The following is a 17,646-nucleotide window of genomic DNA, read 5'->3' as shown; positions in this document are numbered from 1 at the left end:
CACCACCTTCAGCACATCCCAAAAATGGCACGACTTCTTCGGCCTCCCCGGAGAAACCACCCTCTGACATCCGAAACCTCCAAGGCTCGGCACGCACCGCCCGCCGGCCGGGGGCATCGAGCGCACGCGCGCCCGGCCGGACCGGCCGGGCGCGCGGGAAGGACCTGACATGACACTGGACCGTCGGGCATTCCTCGGCAGGGTCGCCGCGGTCGCCACGGCCTCGGCCGTCGCGCCGGCCCTGGCTCTTTCCGGCCCGGCCCAGGCGGCCACCTGGAAGAAGCGGGTCACCGGCGCCGACCTGGACACCAACAGTCGGTGGCAGGTCGCGGGCACGGACCTCGGCATCCCGTACGTGCTGGAGAACGGCTCGATCGGATACCTCTTCGGCGACACCTTCAACACCCCGTGGCCCGAGGGCCCGCCGCTGCCCAACGACTGGCGGTCCCCGGTGATGCTGCGCTCCAACGTCCACCCGGGCGCGCCCGGCGGGATCGTCTTCGACAGCGCCGCGCGGGTGGCCGGCAACGGCCGCGCCCCCGAAATCATGCACAACGGCCACTTCGGGACCGGGATCGACGGCCTCTGGGAGATCAGCGTCATCCCCAACGACGGGATCAGCTTCCCCGAGACCGGCCGTCAGTTGATCTCCTACATGAGCATCGAGAACTGGGACTCCGTCGGTCCCGCCGGCCCGCACTGGCGCTCGCGCTACGCCGGCCTGGCCTACTCCGACAACGGCAACGACTTCGTCCGGACCCCTCTGAAGTGGTGGAACAACGGGAACAACACCGACCCGTTCCAGATGTGGACGATGCAGCGTGACGGGGACTGGGTCTACGTCTTCTCCGTCCGCGCGGGTCGCCAGGACGGCCCGATGATGCTGCGTCGGGTCCGCTGGGACCGGCTGTTCTACCCCGAGTCGTACGAGGGCTGGGGCTGGAACGGCAGCAACTGGGGCTGGGGGCGGCCCTGCACTCCGATCCTCACTGGCCGGTTCGGCGAACCGTCGGTACGCCGGCTGCCCGACGGCACCTGGGTCATGTCCTACCTCAACTGTGTGACCGGCTGCATCGTCACCCGCACCGCCGGCGGGCCGGACCAGGTGTGGACCGCCGAGAAGGTCCAGGTGTTCCCGTGGCAGGAGCCGGCGCTGTACGGCGGCTTCATCCACCCCTGGTCCGGCAGGAACGCCAACGAGCTGCACCTGATGGTCTCGAAGTGGACCCGGACGCCCGACAACCGCAGCACCGCCTACCACGTCAGCCAGTTCGTCGGATCCCTCTGAACCACCGCAGGTCGCCGGGCGGTGGCGGGCTGCCGCCGCCCGGCCGGCGTCGCGCGACGCGGGACCGGATCCGGGTGGTCGGTCAGGAGGCCCCCTCCGGCGCGGCGAGGGACCGCAGCGCCGGCCGGAGGCGGATCTGCTCGACCGCGCGGTCGTAACCGGCGAGCATCAGGAACGCGTCGTCGCCGTCGCCGACCTGGCACATCGACCGGATCCAACCCGTCGGGCTGAGCAGCATGGTCAGCAGCGACCCGGTGCCCAGCGAGCCCCGCCGGGTACCGCTCGCCGGGTCCCACAGGGTGATGCCGACGCCGTCCCCGGCCGCGGCGAGAAGCACCTCGCCGTCCAGCTCCACGGTGCAGAGCCCGTACCGGGGGGATTCGTCGTCGAAAGAGCCGAGGCGCTCGCCGGTGTCGGGGTCCCACAGGACCACGGTGCCGTCACCGGCCGCCGAGGCGAGCCGCGTCGCGCCGTCGACGGTGACCGCGCAGACGGCGTTGACGCCGCCCCGCTGGGCGCCCAGGTGGCGGACCAGCTGGCGCTCGACCGGGTCCCACAGCCGGACGGTGCCGTCGGCGTAACCGGCGGCGAGCAGGATCCGACCGTCCACCGGCACGGTGCACATTGCCCGGACGACCCACCGCCCCCTCGGGCCGACGACCCGCACCTGGCGGCCCGTCGCCGGCTCCCAGATCCGGATCCTGCCGTCGTCTCCGCCGGAGGCGAGCAGGACGGTGTCGCCGACCGGCACGGCGCACAGGGCGTTCACCGCGCCCAGGTGCCCGGCGAGGGCGTGCACCGCCCGGCCGGTCTCGGGGTCCCACAGGTGCACGGCGTCGCCGTAGCCGGCGGAGGCGAGCAGCACCCCCCTCGGTGTCTCGACCGCGCAGGCGGCCCGTACCAGGCCGGGGGTGAGGCGGTCGAGCTGCCGGCGGAACGCGTCGGGCAGCGAATCCGGCAGCAGGCCCGACAGGTCGGCGAGCACGCCGCCCGAGCCCATCACCCGCAGGTGCTCGCCGGTGCTCGGGTCGCCGATTCCGACGAGGTGCCCGATTCCGCCGTACGCGGCCCGCACGCTACCGTCCACCAGCACCGGCGTCACGCAGGCGTGCCACGGCCTGGTCCATCCCAGGACGGTGCCCGCGACGAGGGTGCCTCCCGCGACGAGGCCGCCCAGCAGCACGCCCGGCCACCGGTGCGCCGACTGCACGCCCGGCACCACCTGGACGGCGGCGAGGTACCAGGCCGCCGGCACCACGAACCGCGCCGCGAGCCGGGCCACGCCGAGGACGTCCGGCGGGAACGGCTCCGCCCGCAGGGCGCGACCACCGCCGCGCAGCAGCGAGAACAGCACCGCCAGCGCCACCAGGATCCCCCCGATGACCGCCGCCGGACCAGGCCCGTCGGTGAACGAGGCCAGCAGGACGAACGCGACGGCGGTCGAGAGGAACCCGCGGATCCACGGCGCTGTCCGGGAGAAGGCGACCCGGGACAGGCCCAGGGTCAGGGCCGAGCCGAGCGCCGTCACCACCGCGAGCGCCGCCAGCGGCCAGAACCCGTCGACCCGCAGGGCCTCCGGTTGTGACCACCGCACCGCGATCAGCACCAGCAGCGTCGCGGCGACCGGCAGGATGAGTCGCACCATCGGATGACCTCACAGTCCGCGTGCCCGGCGCGGCCGGGGATCGATGAGCTTTGAGCGAATGCGGGTTCCGATTGTGTCGCACGGCCGCCACTGAGCGGAGGCGGCCCGGGCCCCGCTAATCGAAGCGGGACGGGTCGCCCGCGCCGACGCGGACCACCTCGGGTTCGCCGTCGGAGAAGTCGATCACCGTGGTCGGCTCGGTGCCGCAGTCACCGGAGTCGACAACCGCGTCGACGACGTGGTCGAGGCGTTCCTTGATCTCCCAGCCCTGGGTCATCGGTTCGGCGTCTCCGGGCAGCAGCAGCGTGCTCGACAGCAGCGGCTCGTCCAGCTCGGTGAGCAGCGCCTGGACGACGGGGTGCTCCGGGATGCGGACGCCGACGGTCTTCTTCCTCGGGTGCAGCAGCCGGCGGGGCACCTCCTTCGTCGCGGGCAGGATGAAGGTGTAGCTGCCGGGGGTGGCCGACTTGACGGCGCGGAACACGGCGTTGCCGAGGTGGACGAACTGACCGAGCTGCGCGAAGTCCCGGCACACCAGGGTGAAGTGGTGGCCGCTGTCGAGGTGGCGGATCTCCCTGATCCGGTCCATGCCCTCCTTGTTGCCCAGCCGGCAGCCCAGGGCGAAGCACGAGTCCGTCGGGTAGGCGATCAACCCGTCCCCCCGGACGAGGTCGACCACCTGCCGGATCGTCCTGGGCTGCGGGTTGTCGGGGTGCACGTCGTAGTACTTCGCCATGGGCGGAAGCTTAGGCCGACGCTTGGCTGTGTCGTCTTCCTGACAGTGCCCGATCCCTTTGCAGGTAGACCTCCATCGTTGTCTCATGGTGCTTCGACCGCCCCGCGCCGACGGGTACGACAGCGTGCTGCGCCGCCCGCCGATGCCCGGCCCCGTGCTGATCACCGTGCTCGTCTTCGCGCTCCTGGCGCTGCTGTTCCTGCTGGCGACGGTGCACCGGCTGCTGGTCGAGGACGGCTCGCTGGGCGCCGCCGTGTTCTTCGCCGCCATGGCCGTCACCTGCGCCTTCGTGGCGTTCAGCCTGTCCGGCCGGCGCCCCTGGGCGGCCTACCCGGCGTACGTGTCGTCCGGGCTGTTCGCCGTGGCCTCGCTCGGGATGTTCGGCGCGATCACGATCGTCGGGGTCGGCCTGCTGGCCTGGGTGCTGTGGGCCCTGAACACGCGCTCTGCCCGGGAGTGGCTCAGCGGCCGTCGCCGGCTGCGCTGACCGCCGCCGCGCCGTCCACCAGGTCGCCCGTGTCGTCCGGGCGGGCCGCCGCGACGACCGCCATCAGGTCGTCGAGGGTGTCCAGCCGGTGGCCGGGATCGGTCAGCTCGACCTCCACGCCGTACTCCAGCTCGATCGCGTCGACCAGGCGCAGCAGGCCGAGGGAGTCGACGCCGAGGGCGACCAGCGACCCGCCGCCGAGCACGTCGGTGGCCGGCACGTCACCCCCGGTGGCCTCGCTGACCAGTGCGGCGAGCCGCGCGCGCAACTCGGTGCTGCCCATCAGAGTTCCTTTCCGGACTGTCGGACGATCTCGGCGATCTCCGCGATCGTGGGGGTGTCGAAGAAGGCGTCGAGCGGCACCTCGACGCCGAGCCGCTGCTGGATCCGGCCGCTGATCCGGGTGATGGTCAGCGAGTGCCCACCCAGGTCGAAAAGGTCCTCGTGCACGCCGATGTCGGGGATCTTCAGCACGTCCTGCCAGATCTCGCGCAGGACGTCCACGACCGGGTCGCCAGCCTCCTCGGGCGGGGCGGTGGCCGCCGCGACCGGGTCGGCCCGGGGCGCCGGCGCGGGCAGCGCCGCCCGGTCGACCTTGCCGTTCGGGCTCACCGGGAGCCGGTCCAGCAGCACCCAGTCGGTGGGCAGCACGGCCGTCGGCAGGCTCAGCGCCAGGTGCCGGCGCAGGTCCGCCGGGTCCGCGACCGCGCCGGCCCGGGCCACCACGTACGCCGCCAGGCGGGCCTCGCCGTCGCCGTCGGCGCACAGCGCGGTGGTGGCCTCCGCCACCGCCGGGTGCTCCAGCAGCCGGGCGGTGACCTCGCCCAGCTCGATCCGGTGCCCCCGGATCTTGACCTGGTCGTCGGCCCGGCCGAGGAAGTCGATCCGGCCGTCCGGCAGCCACCGGCACCGGTCGCCGGTGCGGTAGAGCCGCCCGTCGCCGTCGCCGAACGGGTCCGGCACGAACCGCTCGGCGGTCAGGTCGTCGCGCCCGAGGTAGCCGTCGGCCAGCCCGGCGCCGGCCAGGTACAGCTCGCCGGGCACCCCGACCGGCACCGGCCGCAGCGCCTCGTCCAGCAGGTACGCCCGCACGTTGGGCAGCGGGCGGCCGATGGTCACCTCGGTCGGGTCGGCGGGGACGTCGGCGGTGCTGGCGTAGATCGTCGCCTCGGTCGGGCCGTACCCGTTGACCAGCCGGGTGGTGCGGGCCCGCAGCTCCCGGGCCAGGGTGACCGGCAGGGCCTCCCCGCCGGCGAGGGCGACCAGCGGTTTCGCCGTGTCCAGGCCCGCCTCCAGCAGCACCCGCCAGCCGGACGGGGTGGCCTGGGCGTGAGTCACCCCGGCGTCGCGGACCAGCCGCAGCACCCCGGCGCCGTCCAGCGCGTTCACCGCCGAGGCGACGACCACCCGGCCGCCGGTGACCAGCGGCAGGAACACCTCCACCGCGGAGATGTCGAACGACGGCGAGGTCAGGTGTAGCCAGCGGTGCCCGGGCCCGCTGTCCAGCAGGTCCCGCATCCCCAGCAGCAGGTTGGTCAGCGCGCCGTGGCGCACCGCGACGCCCTTCGGCCGGCCGGTGGAGCCGGAGGTGTACAGCACGTACGCCAGGTCCGCGGCGGCCGGCGCGTCCGGGTCCCGCGCCGGGTCCGGGCCGGTGAGCAGGTCCACCCCGTCCAGGGCGAGTTCGGGCCGGGCGTCCCGCGCCCCGCCGGACGCGGTCACCACCAGCGCCGGGTCGGCGTCGGCGAGCACCAGGTCCCGCCGGGCCGGCGGGTGGCCGGGGTCGACCGGCAGGTACGCGGCCCGGCGGCGCAGCACCGCCAGCATCGTCACCACCGCCCGCCAGGACCGGTCCAGCGCGACCGCGACCAGCGACCCGGGGCCGACGCCGCGCTCGCCCAGCAGCGCCGCGAGCCGGGCGCTGGCGGCGTCGAGCCGGGCGTAGCTGAGCGCGACGTCGCCGTCGACGACGGCCACCGCGTCCGGGTCCGCGGCGACCCGGGCCGCGAACAGCTCGGGCACGGTGTCGCCGGGGTACGCCCGCGCGGTGTCGTTCCAGCCCCCGGTGACAAGGTGCAGCTCGTCGGCGGGCAACACCGGCAGGTCGCCGACCGGTCGCGCGGGGTCGGCGACCACGGCGCCGAGCAGGGTGCGCAGGTGAGCGCCGATCCGGGTGACCGCGTCGGTGTCGATGGCGGTGGGGCTGTGCTGGAGGCTCACCGTGATCCCGGTCGGGCCGTCCACGATCTGCACGTGCAGCGCGTTGCGGGCCGCGCCGCCGAACAGCGTCCAGTCCACGCCGGTGGACACCCCGGGGAAGGCCGGCTCGGCGCCCCGCCGCCGGTAGCCGACCGAGACTCCGGTCAGCGCGGGCGCCGGGCGCAGCCCCGACACGGCGTGGGCGAGCGGCACCGCGCGGAACCGGTACAGCTCGCGCAGCCGGGCCCGCACGGCGCGGGCGTGCTCGGCGAACGTGCCGTCGGCCGGGTCGGCGGCGACGGGCAGCTCGTTGACGAACAGCCCGACCCGGTCGGCCTGCGCGGGCGTACGGGTGGACAGCGTGACGCCGACCGGGACGCCCCGGTTGCCGTACCGGGCCAGCAGGGCGTGCACCGCGGCGAGCAGCAGCTCGAACCGGGTCACCCCGAGCGTGCCGGCGGTCCGGCCCACGCCGTCGGCCAGCTCGGCGGGCAGGTCGACGTCCACGGCGGCGCCGGGTTCCGCGCCGGTGGGCAGCCGGCGCAGGCCGGGCAGCACCACGTCGCCCGGGCCGGACCAGTGCCGCGCCCAGTACGCGCGGGCCGCCGGCAGGTCGACCGCGACGCGTTCCCGCTCGGCCGCCGCGTCCCCGGCGTACCCGTCGCAGCGGGGCGTGGCCCGCGCCGGGAAGCCGGCGAGCGCGGCGGCGTACGCGTCGGCCAGGTCCCGGGCCAGCACGTCCTTGGACATCCCGTCGAAGACCAGGTGGTGGACGGTGACCAGCAGCAGGTGCCGGCCGTCCGGGGCGGTCAGCAGCGTGAACCGGGACAGCGGCCCGACCCGTAGGTCGTGGGGGCGGGCCAACTCCTCGGTGACCCGCGTGGGCGTCCACTCGCCGAAGGCGACCGCCGGGCGCACCTCGGCCGGAGCGAGCCCGGGGGTGCCGTCGGCGTCGCTGACCACCCGGGTGCCGAGGACCGGATGCCGGTCGGTCACCGCCGCGCACGCCTCGACGAGGGCCCGGCGGTCCAGGTCGGCGGCGAACCGGACGCCGAGCGCCATGTGGTACGCCGTGCCGGCGACCCCGGCCTGCTCGGTGAACCAGACGGCGTGCTGCGCGTATGTCGCCTCGGCGGTGCCCACATGCTCTCCCATGAATCGCGGTCCCGGTGTTGGGTGGTCAGTTGTCGAACAGGCCGGTGAGCTGCCGCTTGAGCACCTTGCCGCCCTCGTTGCGGGGCAGGCTGTCGAGCAGCAGCAGCCGGGCGGGAAGCTGGTAGTCGGCGAGCCGGTCGGCGAGGAAGCCGCGCAGCGCCGGCAGGGTCAGCCCGTCGGCGTCGGCCTGTGGCCGGGGCACCACGGCGGCGGCGACCGCCGACCCGAGCACCGGGTGCGGCACCCCGACCACGGCCGCCTCGGCGACCAGGGGGTGCTCGTGCAGCGCCGCCTCCACCTCGAGGGAGGAGACCTTGAACGCGCCGGACTTGATGACGTCCTGGTGCCGGTCGGTGAGGTAGAGGAAGCCGTCGGCGTCGATCCGCCCGACGTCGCCCATCCGCACCCACCCGTCGCGAAAGGTGGCCCGGTTGGCGGCCTCGTCGCGGTAGTAGGCGCGGGGGTACGGGGCCCGCAGCCACACGTCGCCGGTCGTCCCGGGCGGCAGCGGGGCGCCGTCGGCGTCGGCGACGCGTAGCTGCCCGCCGACCGGCCGGCCCACCGCGTCCCGGCGTGCCGGATCGTAGATCATCGTGGTCTGGGCCGGCGCCGCCTCGGTGGAGGTGTAGTAGTTCACGATCGTGGCCTGCGGGAACGCCTCCGCGAGCCGGGCCGCCACCGCCGGCGGCAGCGCCGCCGCGGTCGACCCGATCAGGTGTACGCCGGCCAGGTCCCGGCCGCGCAGCGCCCCCGAGCCGAGCAGCTCGATCGCCATCGACGGGACGACGAACAGGGTCCCCGTGCCCGGGGTCTCGACCAGCCGGGCGAACCGGACCGGGGTGAACGCGGGGAGGGTGAGCGCGCCGGCCTTCGCGGTCAGCGCGTTGAACAGCATGGTCTGCCCGGCGTTGGTGCCGATGGCGAACGCGTGCAGGAACCGCTGCGAGTGGGCCAGCGCCAGCCGGCGCGGGTTCGTCGGCGCGCCGACGGTCAGGTTGGCGTGGCTGGCGCCGACGCCCTTCGGGCGGCCGGTGGTGCCGGAGGTGTAGAGGATCTGCGCGAGGTCGCCGGGGCGTACCGTCGGCAGGTCGGCGTCGGTCGCGGGCTCGGCGGCCAGGTCCCCGGCCCGCCACACCGGCACTGCGGCGGGGGCGTGCGGGGCGGGGGTGTCGTCGCCGTGCACGACGGCGGTGGCCGCGCAGTGGGCCAGCGCGTGGTCGAGCTGCCCGGCGGCGAGCCGGTCGGACAGCGGCACGGCCACCCCGCCGGCCCGCAGCACCCCGCAGTACGCCACGGCGAACCGGGTCCAGTCGCGGGCGCCGAACACCAGCCCGACCCGGTCGCCGGGGCGCAGCCCCCGCCGGCCCAGCGCGGCGGCGACGGCGGTCGCGCCGGCGGACCACTGCGCGAAGGTCAGCGCGCCCACCCCCGCCACCTCGACCGCGACCCGGTCCGGGTGCAGGGCGGTGCGCCACGCCAGCAGCTCCGGCACCGTCCGGGCGGCCGGTGGGCCGCTCGTCGTCGCGGTCACCGCCGTCCACCCCCGGTCCCGGCCAGCTCGGCCCGGCGCTCCCGATCGCCGCCGTCTACTGTGGCGCGGCCCCCCGGCTCCCCGGCACCGGTGGCCCGGGCCTGGCGTTCCTCGATGCCGACGAGGTCGTCCGGCGGGGCGTCGGGCACCTCGTCGTCGAACCGGGCCAGCACCGGCGTGGCCAGCGCGACCAGCGCGGTCAGCGCGATGCACACCCCGAACACGACGTACAGCAGGCCGTGGCCCCGGCCGGGGCCGACGCCGAGCACCGCGCCGACCGTGCCGGCCAGCGCGCCGCCGGGCAGCAGCAGCGGCTCGGCCGCCCTCGCGGCGAACGGGACGATGATCCCCCATCCGAGGGGCATGGTCGACCAGGCGATCATCTGGTTGAGCGCGAACACCCGGCCGTGGAAGCGCGGCGGCACCTTGGTCTGGATGATCGTGTTGTAGACGCCGTTGACGATGCCCAGCGACAGGTACATGCCGAACGCGCCCGCGCCGACCAGCAGCGGGTCCGGCCGCAGCCCGGTCAGCACGGCGGCCACCGCGATGCCCAGGGTGCCCAGCAGCACCGCCCGCATCCGGCGGCGGCTCGGGCCGCCCCAGACCAGCATCACCAGGCCACCGACGGCCGCGCCGACGCCGCCGGTCAGCGCGATCCGCGCCACCTGGTCCAGGTCGGCGAAGCCGAGCACCAGCGGGGAGAGCAGGTACAGCGCCGGGAACAGGAACAGGTTCAGGGCGGCGAAGAAGGTCAGCATCGCGCGGAACTCCCGCCGGCGCAGCGCGTAGCGCAGCCCGGCGACCATCTCCTCGCCGATGCCCTCCCGGCGTTGCAGGGCCAGGGTGCGGGGGAACCGGACGAGCCCCAGCACCCCCATCGCGAACACGTACGACGCCACGTCGATGAGCAGGATGCCGCGCAGCCCGACCGCGTCCAGCAGGGCGACCGCGACCAGCGGGACGGTGAACTGGGTCAGGCCCATCGCGGTCTGGGTCACCCCGTTGGCGTGGCCGAGGAAGCGCTTGGGCACCAGCTGCGGCACCGCCGAGACGAACGCGAGGCGTTGGAAGGCCAGCGCCACCGACAGCCAGGCGACCAGCGGGTAGAAGTGCCACACCTGCGCCCGGTCGGCCAGCACCAGGACGGCCAGCACCGCGTTCGCGCCCCCGGCGGCGACGCCCGCCGCCAGCAGCACCCGCCGCCGGCTGGTCCGGTCGATCACCGCGCCGGCCAGCGGGGCGACCAGCAGGCCGGGCAGCAGGCCGAGCACCGCGAACAGGGCGAACCGGGCCAGCGACCCGGTCTCCAGGTAGATCCACAGGGGGATCGCGAAGTTGGTCAGCGCGGTGCCCATGCCGGAGACGACCTGCCCGGCCGCGACCAGCCCGAAGCGGCGCATGCTCGGCTCCGGCGCCCTCGCCGGGGCGGTGGGTGGCCCGGCGGGCTGGCGGGAGACGCCGACCAGCTGCCACGCGGGCTCCGGCCCGCCGGTCGGCGTGGGCGGGACGGGCGAGTCGACCTGCCGGTGCACGGTCGTGACGATCTCGGCCAGCTCGCCGGCCCGGTACTTCAGGAAGTAGTGCCCGCCCTCGTCGATCACCGCGAGCGCGGTGCGGCCGGTGAGGAAGTGCCACTCCCGGAACCGCTCGCTGTGGTAGTCGGTGCTGCGGTCCCGCTCGCCGACCACCGAGACCACCGGCGCCCGCAGCGGCGTCACCTGTCGGCGCATCAGCTCGGTGAAGTACTCCTCGGAGACCCGGGCGTCGTGGCGCATCGCCCGGATCAGGAACGCCACCTCGCCCGGGTCGAGGGAGCCGACGGACGTGCCCTGCGCCTGCAACCAGGTCCGGTAGATCCGGTCGCTGCGCACCCGTTCGGCCAGGCGCAACCGCAGCAGCGGCCCGAGCAGCCCGCCGGCCGGCCGGCCGAACGGGAACACCGCACCGAGGTACACCGCCTCCAGCTCCCGGCCGGCGGCCTCCAACAGCCGGGCCACCTCCACGGCGAGGGCCCCGCCGGGGCCGCAGTGCCCGTACAGGACCAGCGGACCCTCCACCCGGGACAGGATCTCGGCAACGACGTCGGTGGCGACCTCCTCGATCGGCGCCGGATCGTCGGCCAGGCCGATGTCGTGGCCCGGCATGGCCACCGACAGCAGCCGGTACCCGGCCGGCAGCGCGTCGGCCAGCGGCTGGTACACCACGGCGCTGCCGCCGCCGTACGGGACGCAGACCAGCGTGGCGACCCGGTCGGCGGCGGGCACCGGCGGGGTCAGCTCGTGCAGCAGCCCGCCCGGCCCGGCCGCGCCGCCGGTGGCCAGGACGGCCAGCTCGCGGACGGTGCGGTGCCGGAACAGGTCCATCACGCTGACCGTGCCCGTCGCGCCGCCGTCGACGGTCGCCAGCTCCCGGCGCAGCCGGGCCACCACCTGGGTGGCCAGCAGCGAGTGCCCGCCGAGGTCGAAGAAGTCGTCGGTGGCACCCACCTCGGCCACCCCGAGCACGGCCTGCCAGATCCCGGCGATCAGCGTCTCCACGGGCCCGGCCGGCGGCACCCGCTCCCCGGCGGGGGCCTCGTCGGTCGGCTCCGGCAGGGCCCGCCGGTCCACCTTGCCGTGCTCCTGCAAGGGCAGCCGGTCCAGCATCACCCACCGGCCGGGAACCATGTGCTCGGGCAGCCGGTCGGCCAGGACCCGGCGCAACTCGGCCGGCTCCGGCGCGGCAGCCCCGGGCGTCGGCTCCAGGTACGCCACCAGCCGGTCGTCGCGCAGCAGCACCGCCGCCTGGTGCACCCCGGGGCAGTCCCGCAGCGTGGCCTCGACCTCGCCCAGCTCCACCCGGTAGCCGCGGATCTTCACCTGGTGGTCGCGGCGGCCGAGGAACATCAACTGCCCGTCGGCGCGCCACCGGCCCAGGTCCCCGGTGCGGTAGAGGCGGGAGCCGGGTGGGCCGTACGGGTCGGGCACGAACCGCTCGGCGGTCAGCCCGGGCCGGTTGAGGTAGCCGCGGGCGAGGCGCTCCCCGCCGAGGTACAGCTCGCCGGGCACCCCGACGGGCACCGGCCGCATCCGCTCGTCGAGCAGGTACACCCGGGCGTGCGGCAGCGGCCGGCCCGTCGGCACCGGGCCGGTGGCCGGCCCGTCGGCGTCCACCTCGTAGGTGGCGACGCCGACCGTGGCCTCGGTCGGGCCGTAGTGGTTGAACACCCGGGCCGGCCCGGCGGCGGCGAGCGGGACGATCCGCTCCAGGTCGGACGCCTCCCCGCCGAGGATCAGCGCGCGGGCGGGCAGCAGGTCGCCCGGCCCGGCGTCGGCGGCCAGCGCCGCGAGGTGCGACGGGGTGATCTTCAGGTAGTCGATCCGGTGGGCGCGTAGCTGCTCGGCCAGCTCCGCCCCGGTGCACCGGCGCTGCACCAGGTGCACCGTCCCGCCGCTGGCCAGCGCCAGGTAGAAGATGGTGACGGCGAAGTCGAACGACATCGACTGCATCAGCGCGTACCGGGCGGCCGGGACGACGGCGAACCGGTCGGCCACCCCGTCGAGGTAGCGCAGCACCTGCCGGTGTGCCACCGCCACCCCCTTCGGGGCGCCGGTGGAGCCGGAGGTGTAGATGACGTACGCCAGGTTCCCACCGGTCGCGCCGGTGGACGGCGGCGTGTCGGGCCCGGCGGCGACCTCGGCGGCGATCCGGTCCAGGCAGGCCGCCCCGGTGACCGCGTCCGCGGGCAACCGGTCGCGCAGCTCCGCGCTGGTCAGCACCACCGCCGGCCGGGCGTCGGCGAGCATCAGCCCGAGCCGGGCCGGCGGCTGCTCCGGGTCCAGCGGCAGGTACGCCCCGCCGGCCCGCAGCACCCCGAGCAGCGCCACGGCCAGCTCCACCGACTGCTCCAGCAGCACCCCGACCAGCGTGTCCGGGCCGACACCGCGCCCGCGCAGCCAGTGCGCCAGCCGGTTGGCCCGCCGGTCCAGCTCCCGGTAGGTCACCGCGTCCGCGCCGCACACCACGGCCGGGGCGTCGGGGGTCGCGGCGACGTGCGGGGCGATCAGGTCGGCCAGGGTGGCCGCCGCCCCGGTGACCCCCACGCCGCCGGGCCCGGCCCCGTCGGCCCCGGGCTCGGCACGGCCGACCTCGTCCCGGTCGGGCCGGGCCAGCGCCAGCACCCGGTCCCGTTCGGCGGGACCGAGTAGGTCCAGGTCGACCACCGGCAGGTCCGGCCGCGCCACCGCCGCGCGCAGCAGGGTGTCGAGGCTCGCGGCCAGCCGGGCGATCGTGTCCGCGTCGAACAGGTCGGTGTTGTAGACGAACATCCCGCGCAGCCCGTCGGCGGCCTCGCTGACGTACAGCGACAGGTCGAAGCGGGCGGCGGCGGCGTCCGCGCCGAGGCTCTCGGTGGTCAGCCCCGCCGGCCACCGACCGTCGGTGCGGGCGTAGTTCTGGAGGGTGAACAGCACCTGGAACACCGGTGCCCGGCTGACGTCCCGGGGCACGTTCAGCTCCCGGACCAGCCGCTCGAACGGGATCTCCTGGTGGGCCAGGCCCTTCACCACGGTCCCGCGGGTACGCCGCAGCAGCGCCGCGAAGCTGGGCTCGGCGCCCGGGGAGTCGGCGGTCGCGCCGACCGCGGAGAGGTCGGCCCGCAGCGCCAGGGTGTTGACGAACAGGCCGATCAGGTTCTCCAGCTCCGGCACCACCCGGCCGGCGACGGGGGAGCCGATGGCGAAGTCCCGCTGGCCGGTGTGCCGGAACAGCACGGCCTGTAGGCCGGTGAGCAGGGTCATGTAGAGGGTGGCCCGGTGCGTCCGGCTCAGCCGGCGCAGCCCGTCGGTCAGCTCGGCGTCGACGGTGAACCGGTGGGTGCCGCCGGCGTACGACTGCACGGCCGGGCGCGGCCGGTCGGTGGGCAGCTCCAGCGGCGGCACCCCGGCCAGCGCCCCGGCCCAGTAGCCGAACCCGTCCCCGGTTGCCGGCCCGTCGAGTCGGTTCCGCTGCCAGGCGGCGTAGTCGACGTACCCCGTCGTCGGGGCGGCCGGCGCCGGCCCGCCGTCGCGCAGCGCGGCGTAGCCGGCCGCCACCTCGCCGAGCAGCAGGTCCAGCGACCAGCCGTCGCTGACGATGTGGTGCATGACCAGGTGCAGGACGTGGTCGTCCGCGCCCAGGCGGATCACCGTCGCCCGCAGCAGCGGAGCGGCGCCGAGGTCGAACGGGGTCCGCACGGACGCGGCCACCAGCTCGCGGGCCTGCGCCAGCGACCCCGCATCGGTGACGGTGACGGGCACCCGTACCTCGGGCAGCACCTCCACGAGGGGTTCGCCGTCGGCGTTCTCGGCGAAGCGCATGCGCAGGCTGTCGTGCCGGGCGGCGGCACCGTCCAGGGCGGCGCGCAGCAGGTCGACCTCCAGGGGCCCGCGCAGCCGGGTCGTCGACCAGACGAGGTACGCGGCGGTGCCGGGCGTGAGCTGCTCGGTGAACCAGATCCGTTCCTGGCCGAACGACAGCGACGACCCGGCCACGGTGCCGGGCGACGTCGCAGGCGGCGGGAGGGGGACGGCCCGCGTCGGTAGGTCGAGATTCGTCACGCGGAAGCCTTCTTACCCAGGTGTCGGACAGAGCCCGTAGTCTGCATGCTGCGAACAGCGCATCGCGTCGTCTGATCGGTCCACTGTGGAAAATCCGATCGACCGACCCGGGGCGGTACGGCCCGTCGTACGGTCGGGAATGCGATTCGCCGATGCCGTGGTGCCCACCGAGTGGGCGGACGAGACCCTGGTCCACGCGCCCTTCCGCGGCGCTGGCGCCGGCACGGCGCCGCTGACCTGGGCCCAGCAGGTGATCTGGCGGGCGAACGCCCGCCACGGCTCCAACCACCGCTTCCTCAACCTGCGCCGCACGGTGCCGCTCTCCGCCCGGGCCGGCGCCGACACCGACCGCGCCAGCCGGGTGCTCGGCGCGCTCGTCGGCCGGCACGGGTCGCTGCGTACCCGGGTGCGCACGGTCGACGGCGAGCCCCGCCAGGAGACCGCCGCGACCGGGCAGCTGCCGCTGCTGGTGCTCGCCGGCACCGGCGACGGCGCGCAGGCCGCCCGGGACGCCGCGGACCGCCTCGGCGACGTCGCGTTCGACCACGCGCGGGAGTGGCCGGTACGGGTCGCCCTGGTCACCGTGGACGGCCGGGTGCGGCAGGTGGTGCTGGTGTTCAGCCACTCCACCGTCGACGCCCACGCCGCCGAGGTGGTGCTGCGGGACCTGCGGCTGATCCTGCTGCGCGGGCAACTGGACACCCCACCCGGCCCCCAGTCGGTGGACGTGGCCCGGCTCCAGCACGGGGCCGACAGGCGCCGCTCCGAGCGGGCCGTGGCGTACTGGCTGCGGGAGTTCGCGCGGCTGCCCGCCGAGCCGCTGCCGCCGGGCGGCCCCGGGCTCACCCCCCGCCTGCGCCGGGGCGTGCTGGTCTCCTCGGCCGTCGACCTGGCGGCCCGGGCGATCGCCGCCCACCACCGGGTCAGCACCTCGGCGGTGCTGCTCGCCGGCGTGACGGCGCTGGCCGCCGCCCGGGCCGGGCGGGACCGCTGCGGCCTGTTCCCGATGGCCCACAACCGGTTCGCCGCCAGGTACGCGAACGCGGTGGCCAACCTCGGGCAGATCGGGTTCGGCGTGCTCGACGTGGCGGACCGCCCCGCGTTCCCGCTGCTGCTGTCCCGCGTCTGGCAGGCGTCGCTGAACGGCCTGCGGCACGCCTGCTACGACCCCGCCGCGCTGCGCCGGGCATTCGCCGACGCCGACCGCGACTACGAGACCGCATTCCTGCCGCACTACTATTTCAACGACGTCCGGCTGCCCGTCGGCGGCGCGGTTGCCGCGCCGGAGGTGACCCGACGCGACCTGCGGGCCGCCATGGCGCGTACCGGATTCTCCTGGACCAGAGGGCTGGACCGGGCGTCCTGGCACCTGCTGACCCACGTGGTCGACGAGCCGGGCGGGGTGGGGATAACCCTCACCGTCGACACCCGTCACGTCGCGGTCGACACGGTCGAACCGTTCCTGCGCGAGCTGGAGGAACTGCTGGTGGAAGCGGCATTCGCCGAGGTCTCCTGGCCGTCGGCCGCCCCGGCGGCGGCCCCGGTGGTGGCGGCGACGCCGCCCGTGGAGCTCCCGGCCGAGGCCGGCGAGGAGATGGCGTACGCCCAGTTCGCGGGCGGCCGGGCCGCGACCGGCCCGCTCACCTGGGGCCAGCGGGCGATGTGGCGGGCCGTCGAGGAGTTCGAGTCCCCGAGCCACAGCGTGCTGAACCTGCGCCGCGTCCTGGCCGTCTCGGCACGGGCCGACGTCGACGTGGCACGGGCCGTGCGGGCCGTCGCGGCCCTGGTGGACCGGCACGAGTCGCTGCGCACCCGGGTCCGCTCGGTGGACGGCGAGCTGTACCAGTCCGCCGCCCCGGCGGGCGGGCTGCCCGTCCTGGTGCACCCGGTCCCGCCCGCCGCGGCCGACCCCGACGGCCGGTCCGCCGCCGCGGCCCTGGCCGCCCGGCTGGGCGAACCCCGGTTCGACCACGCCGCCGAGTGGCCGTTGCGCGCCGCGCTGGTCACCGTCGACGGCCGGGTGCGGCAGGTCGTGCTGGTCTTCAGCCACTCCACGGTGGACTTCCACGCCACCGAGACGGTGCTGCGTGACCTGCGGATGCTCGTGCTGCGCGGCGCGCTGTCCCACCCGCCCGGCCCGCAGTCCCTCGACGTCGCCGAGCGGGAGCGGGACCGGGAACGCCGCCGTTGCGACCGGGCGGTGGCGTACTGGCTACGGCAGTTCCCCGGCCTCACGGTGGGCCTGTTCGACCCGGTGGGCCCCGGGCACACCCCCCGCTACCGCCGGGGCTCGATGGTCTCCGAGGCGGTCTACCACGCGGTCCGGCTCGTCGCCGCCCGGCACGGCGTCAGCAGCGCCACCGCCCTGCTCGGGGCGACCGCCGCCGTGCTCACCGCCGAGGTCGGCGGGGACGCCTGCGGCGTGTTCACCATGGCGAACAACCGGTTCCAACCCGAGTACGACGTGGCGATCAGCAAGCTCAACCAGATCGGGCTCTGCCGGCTCGACCTGGCCGACCGGCCCGGCTTCGCCGAGCTGCTGTCCCGGGCCCGCAAGGCGTCGCTGGACGCGTACCGGCACGCCTACTACGACCCGAACGAGCTGGAACGAGCGTTCGCCGAGCGGGGGATCGACTACCGCACGGCGCTGGCCCCGTTCTGCTACCTCAACGACATCCGGCTGCCGCACGACAACGACCCCGGCCCGGCCGGTCCGGACGAGGCCACGATGCGGGCGGCGGCGAGCCGCAGCACCTTCCGCTGGCTGGAGGAACTGGACCGGTTCGGCTGGCGCTGCCGCCTCCAGGTCATCGACGCTCCCGGCGCGGTCGAGCTGGCCGTCACCGTGGACACCCGCTACCTGCCCCCGGAGCGGGCCGAGCGGTTCCTGCGCGCGGTGGAGGCGCTGCTGGTCGAGGCGGCCTTCCACGACGTGCCGTGGCCCTGGTCCCCGCCGCCGGCCGGCTGATCGACCCCGGCTCCCGGCGGGGCATACATGGTGGTGAGCCACCGGCGGATCCGAATCC

At 75.5% G+C, this 17,646-nt stretch carries 9 protein-coding genes; 3 read left to right on the top strand and 6 right to left on the bottom strand.

The genetic code is table 11. The features are described 5' to 3' along the window. Positions 1–169 precede the first annotated feature (169 nt). Complete coding sequence (locus C5N14_RS23415; protein ID WP_117670631.1) at positions 170–1,288, top strand: DUF4185 domain-containing protein; 1,119 nt, start codon at positions 170–172, stop codon at positions 1,286–1,288. 82 nt (positions 1,289–1,370) lie between these two features. Here the strand turns inward: C5N14_RS23415 and C5N14_RS23410 are convergent, their stop codons facing one another. Both C5N14_RS23410 and C5N14_RS23405 read right to left on the bottom strand, forming a co-directional pair. Further along, a complete protein-coding gene (locus tag C5N14_RS23410) occupies positions 1,371–2,933 on the bottom strand; it encodes a WD40 repeat domain-containing protein (protein WP_117670629.1) in 1,563 nt (520 codons plus the stop codon). 115 nt (positions 2,934–3,048) lie between these two features. After that, positions 3,049–3,669, bottom strand: a complete 621-nt coding sequence (locus C5N14_RS23405; RefSeq protein WP_117670627.1) for an L-threonylcarbamoyladenylate synthase — start codon at positions 3,667–3,669, stop codon at positions 3,049–3,051. A gap of 85 nt (positions 3,670–3,754) precedes the next feature. Here C5N14_RS23405 and C5N14_RS23400 point away from each other — a divergent pair, with 85 nt between their 5' ends. Further along, positions 3,755–4,156 (top strand): hypothetical protein, encoded by a 402-nt coding sequence (locus tag C5N14_RS23400; RefSeq protein ID WP_117670625.1) that lies wholly within the window; start codon positions 3,755–3,757, stop codon positions 4,154–4,156. On the opposite strand, the gene C5N14_RS23395 is transcribed toward C5N14_RS23400, so the two are convergent. Genes C5N14_RS23395 through C5N14_RS23380 form a run of 4 tightly spaced genes read right to left on the bottom strand, consistent with a single transcriptional unit; the run spans position 4,131 to position 14,620 of the window. Then, positions 4,131–4,439: an acyl carrier protein gene (locus C5N14_RS23395; RefSeq protein ID WP_117670623.1), complete on the bottom strand. Its 309-nt coding sequence runs from the start codon at positions 4,437–4,439 to the stop codon at positions 4,131–4,133. The genes C5N14_RS23400 and C5N14_RS23395 overlap by 26 nt on opposite strands. Then, positions 4,439–7,510 (bottom strand): non-ribosomal peptide synthetase, encoded by a 3,072-nt coding sequence (locus tag C5N14_RS23390; RefSeq protein WP_117670622.1) that lies wholly within the window; start codon positions 7,508–7,510, stop codon positions 4,439–4,441. Before C5N14_RS23390 ends, C5N14_RS23395 begins: the two co-directional genes overlap by 1 nt. Before the next feature lie 25 nt (positions 7,511–7,535). Further along, positions 7,536–9,041 (bottom strand): class I adenylate-forming enzyme family protein, encoded by a 1,506-nt coding sequence (locus tag C5N14_RS23385; protein WP_243639961.1) that lies wholly within the window; start codon positions 9,039–9,041, stop codon positions 7,536–7,538. After that, positions 9,038–14,620, bottom strand: coding sequence for a non-ribosomal peptide synthetase/MFS transporter (locus C5N14_RS23380; protein ID WP_243639960.1), 5,583 nt, complete (start codon positions 14,618–14,620; stop codon positions 9,038–9,040). The genes C5N14_RS23385 and C5N14_RS23380 overlap by 4 nt, the downstream gene beginning before the upstream one ends. Before the next feature lie 139 nt (positions 14,621–14,759). On the opposite strand from C5N14_RS23380, the gene C5N14_RS23375 reads away from it, so the two are divergent. Further along, positions 14,760–17,588, top strand: a complete 2,829-nt coding sequence (locus C5N14_RS23375; protein WP_117670620.1) for a condensation domain-containing protein — start codon at positions 14,760–14,762, stop codon at positions 17,586–17,588. The last annotated feature ends 58 nt before the right edge of the window (positions 17,589–17,646 follow it).

This window comes from Micromonospora sp. MW-13 (genome assembly GCF_003434305.1).
Classification (GTDB): Bacteria; Actinomycetota; Actinomycetes; order Mycobacteriales; family Micromonosporaceae; genus Micromonospora.
The sequence above is the reverse complement of the archived record's forward strand: the minus strand, read 5'-3'. Positions and strand labels throughout refer to the sequence as shown.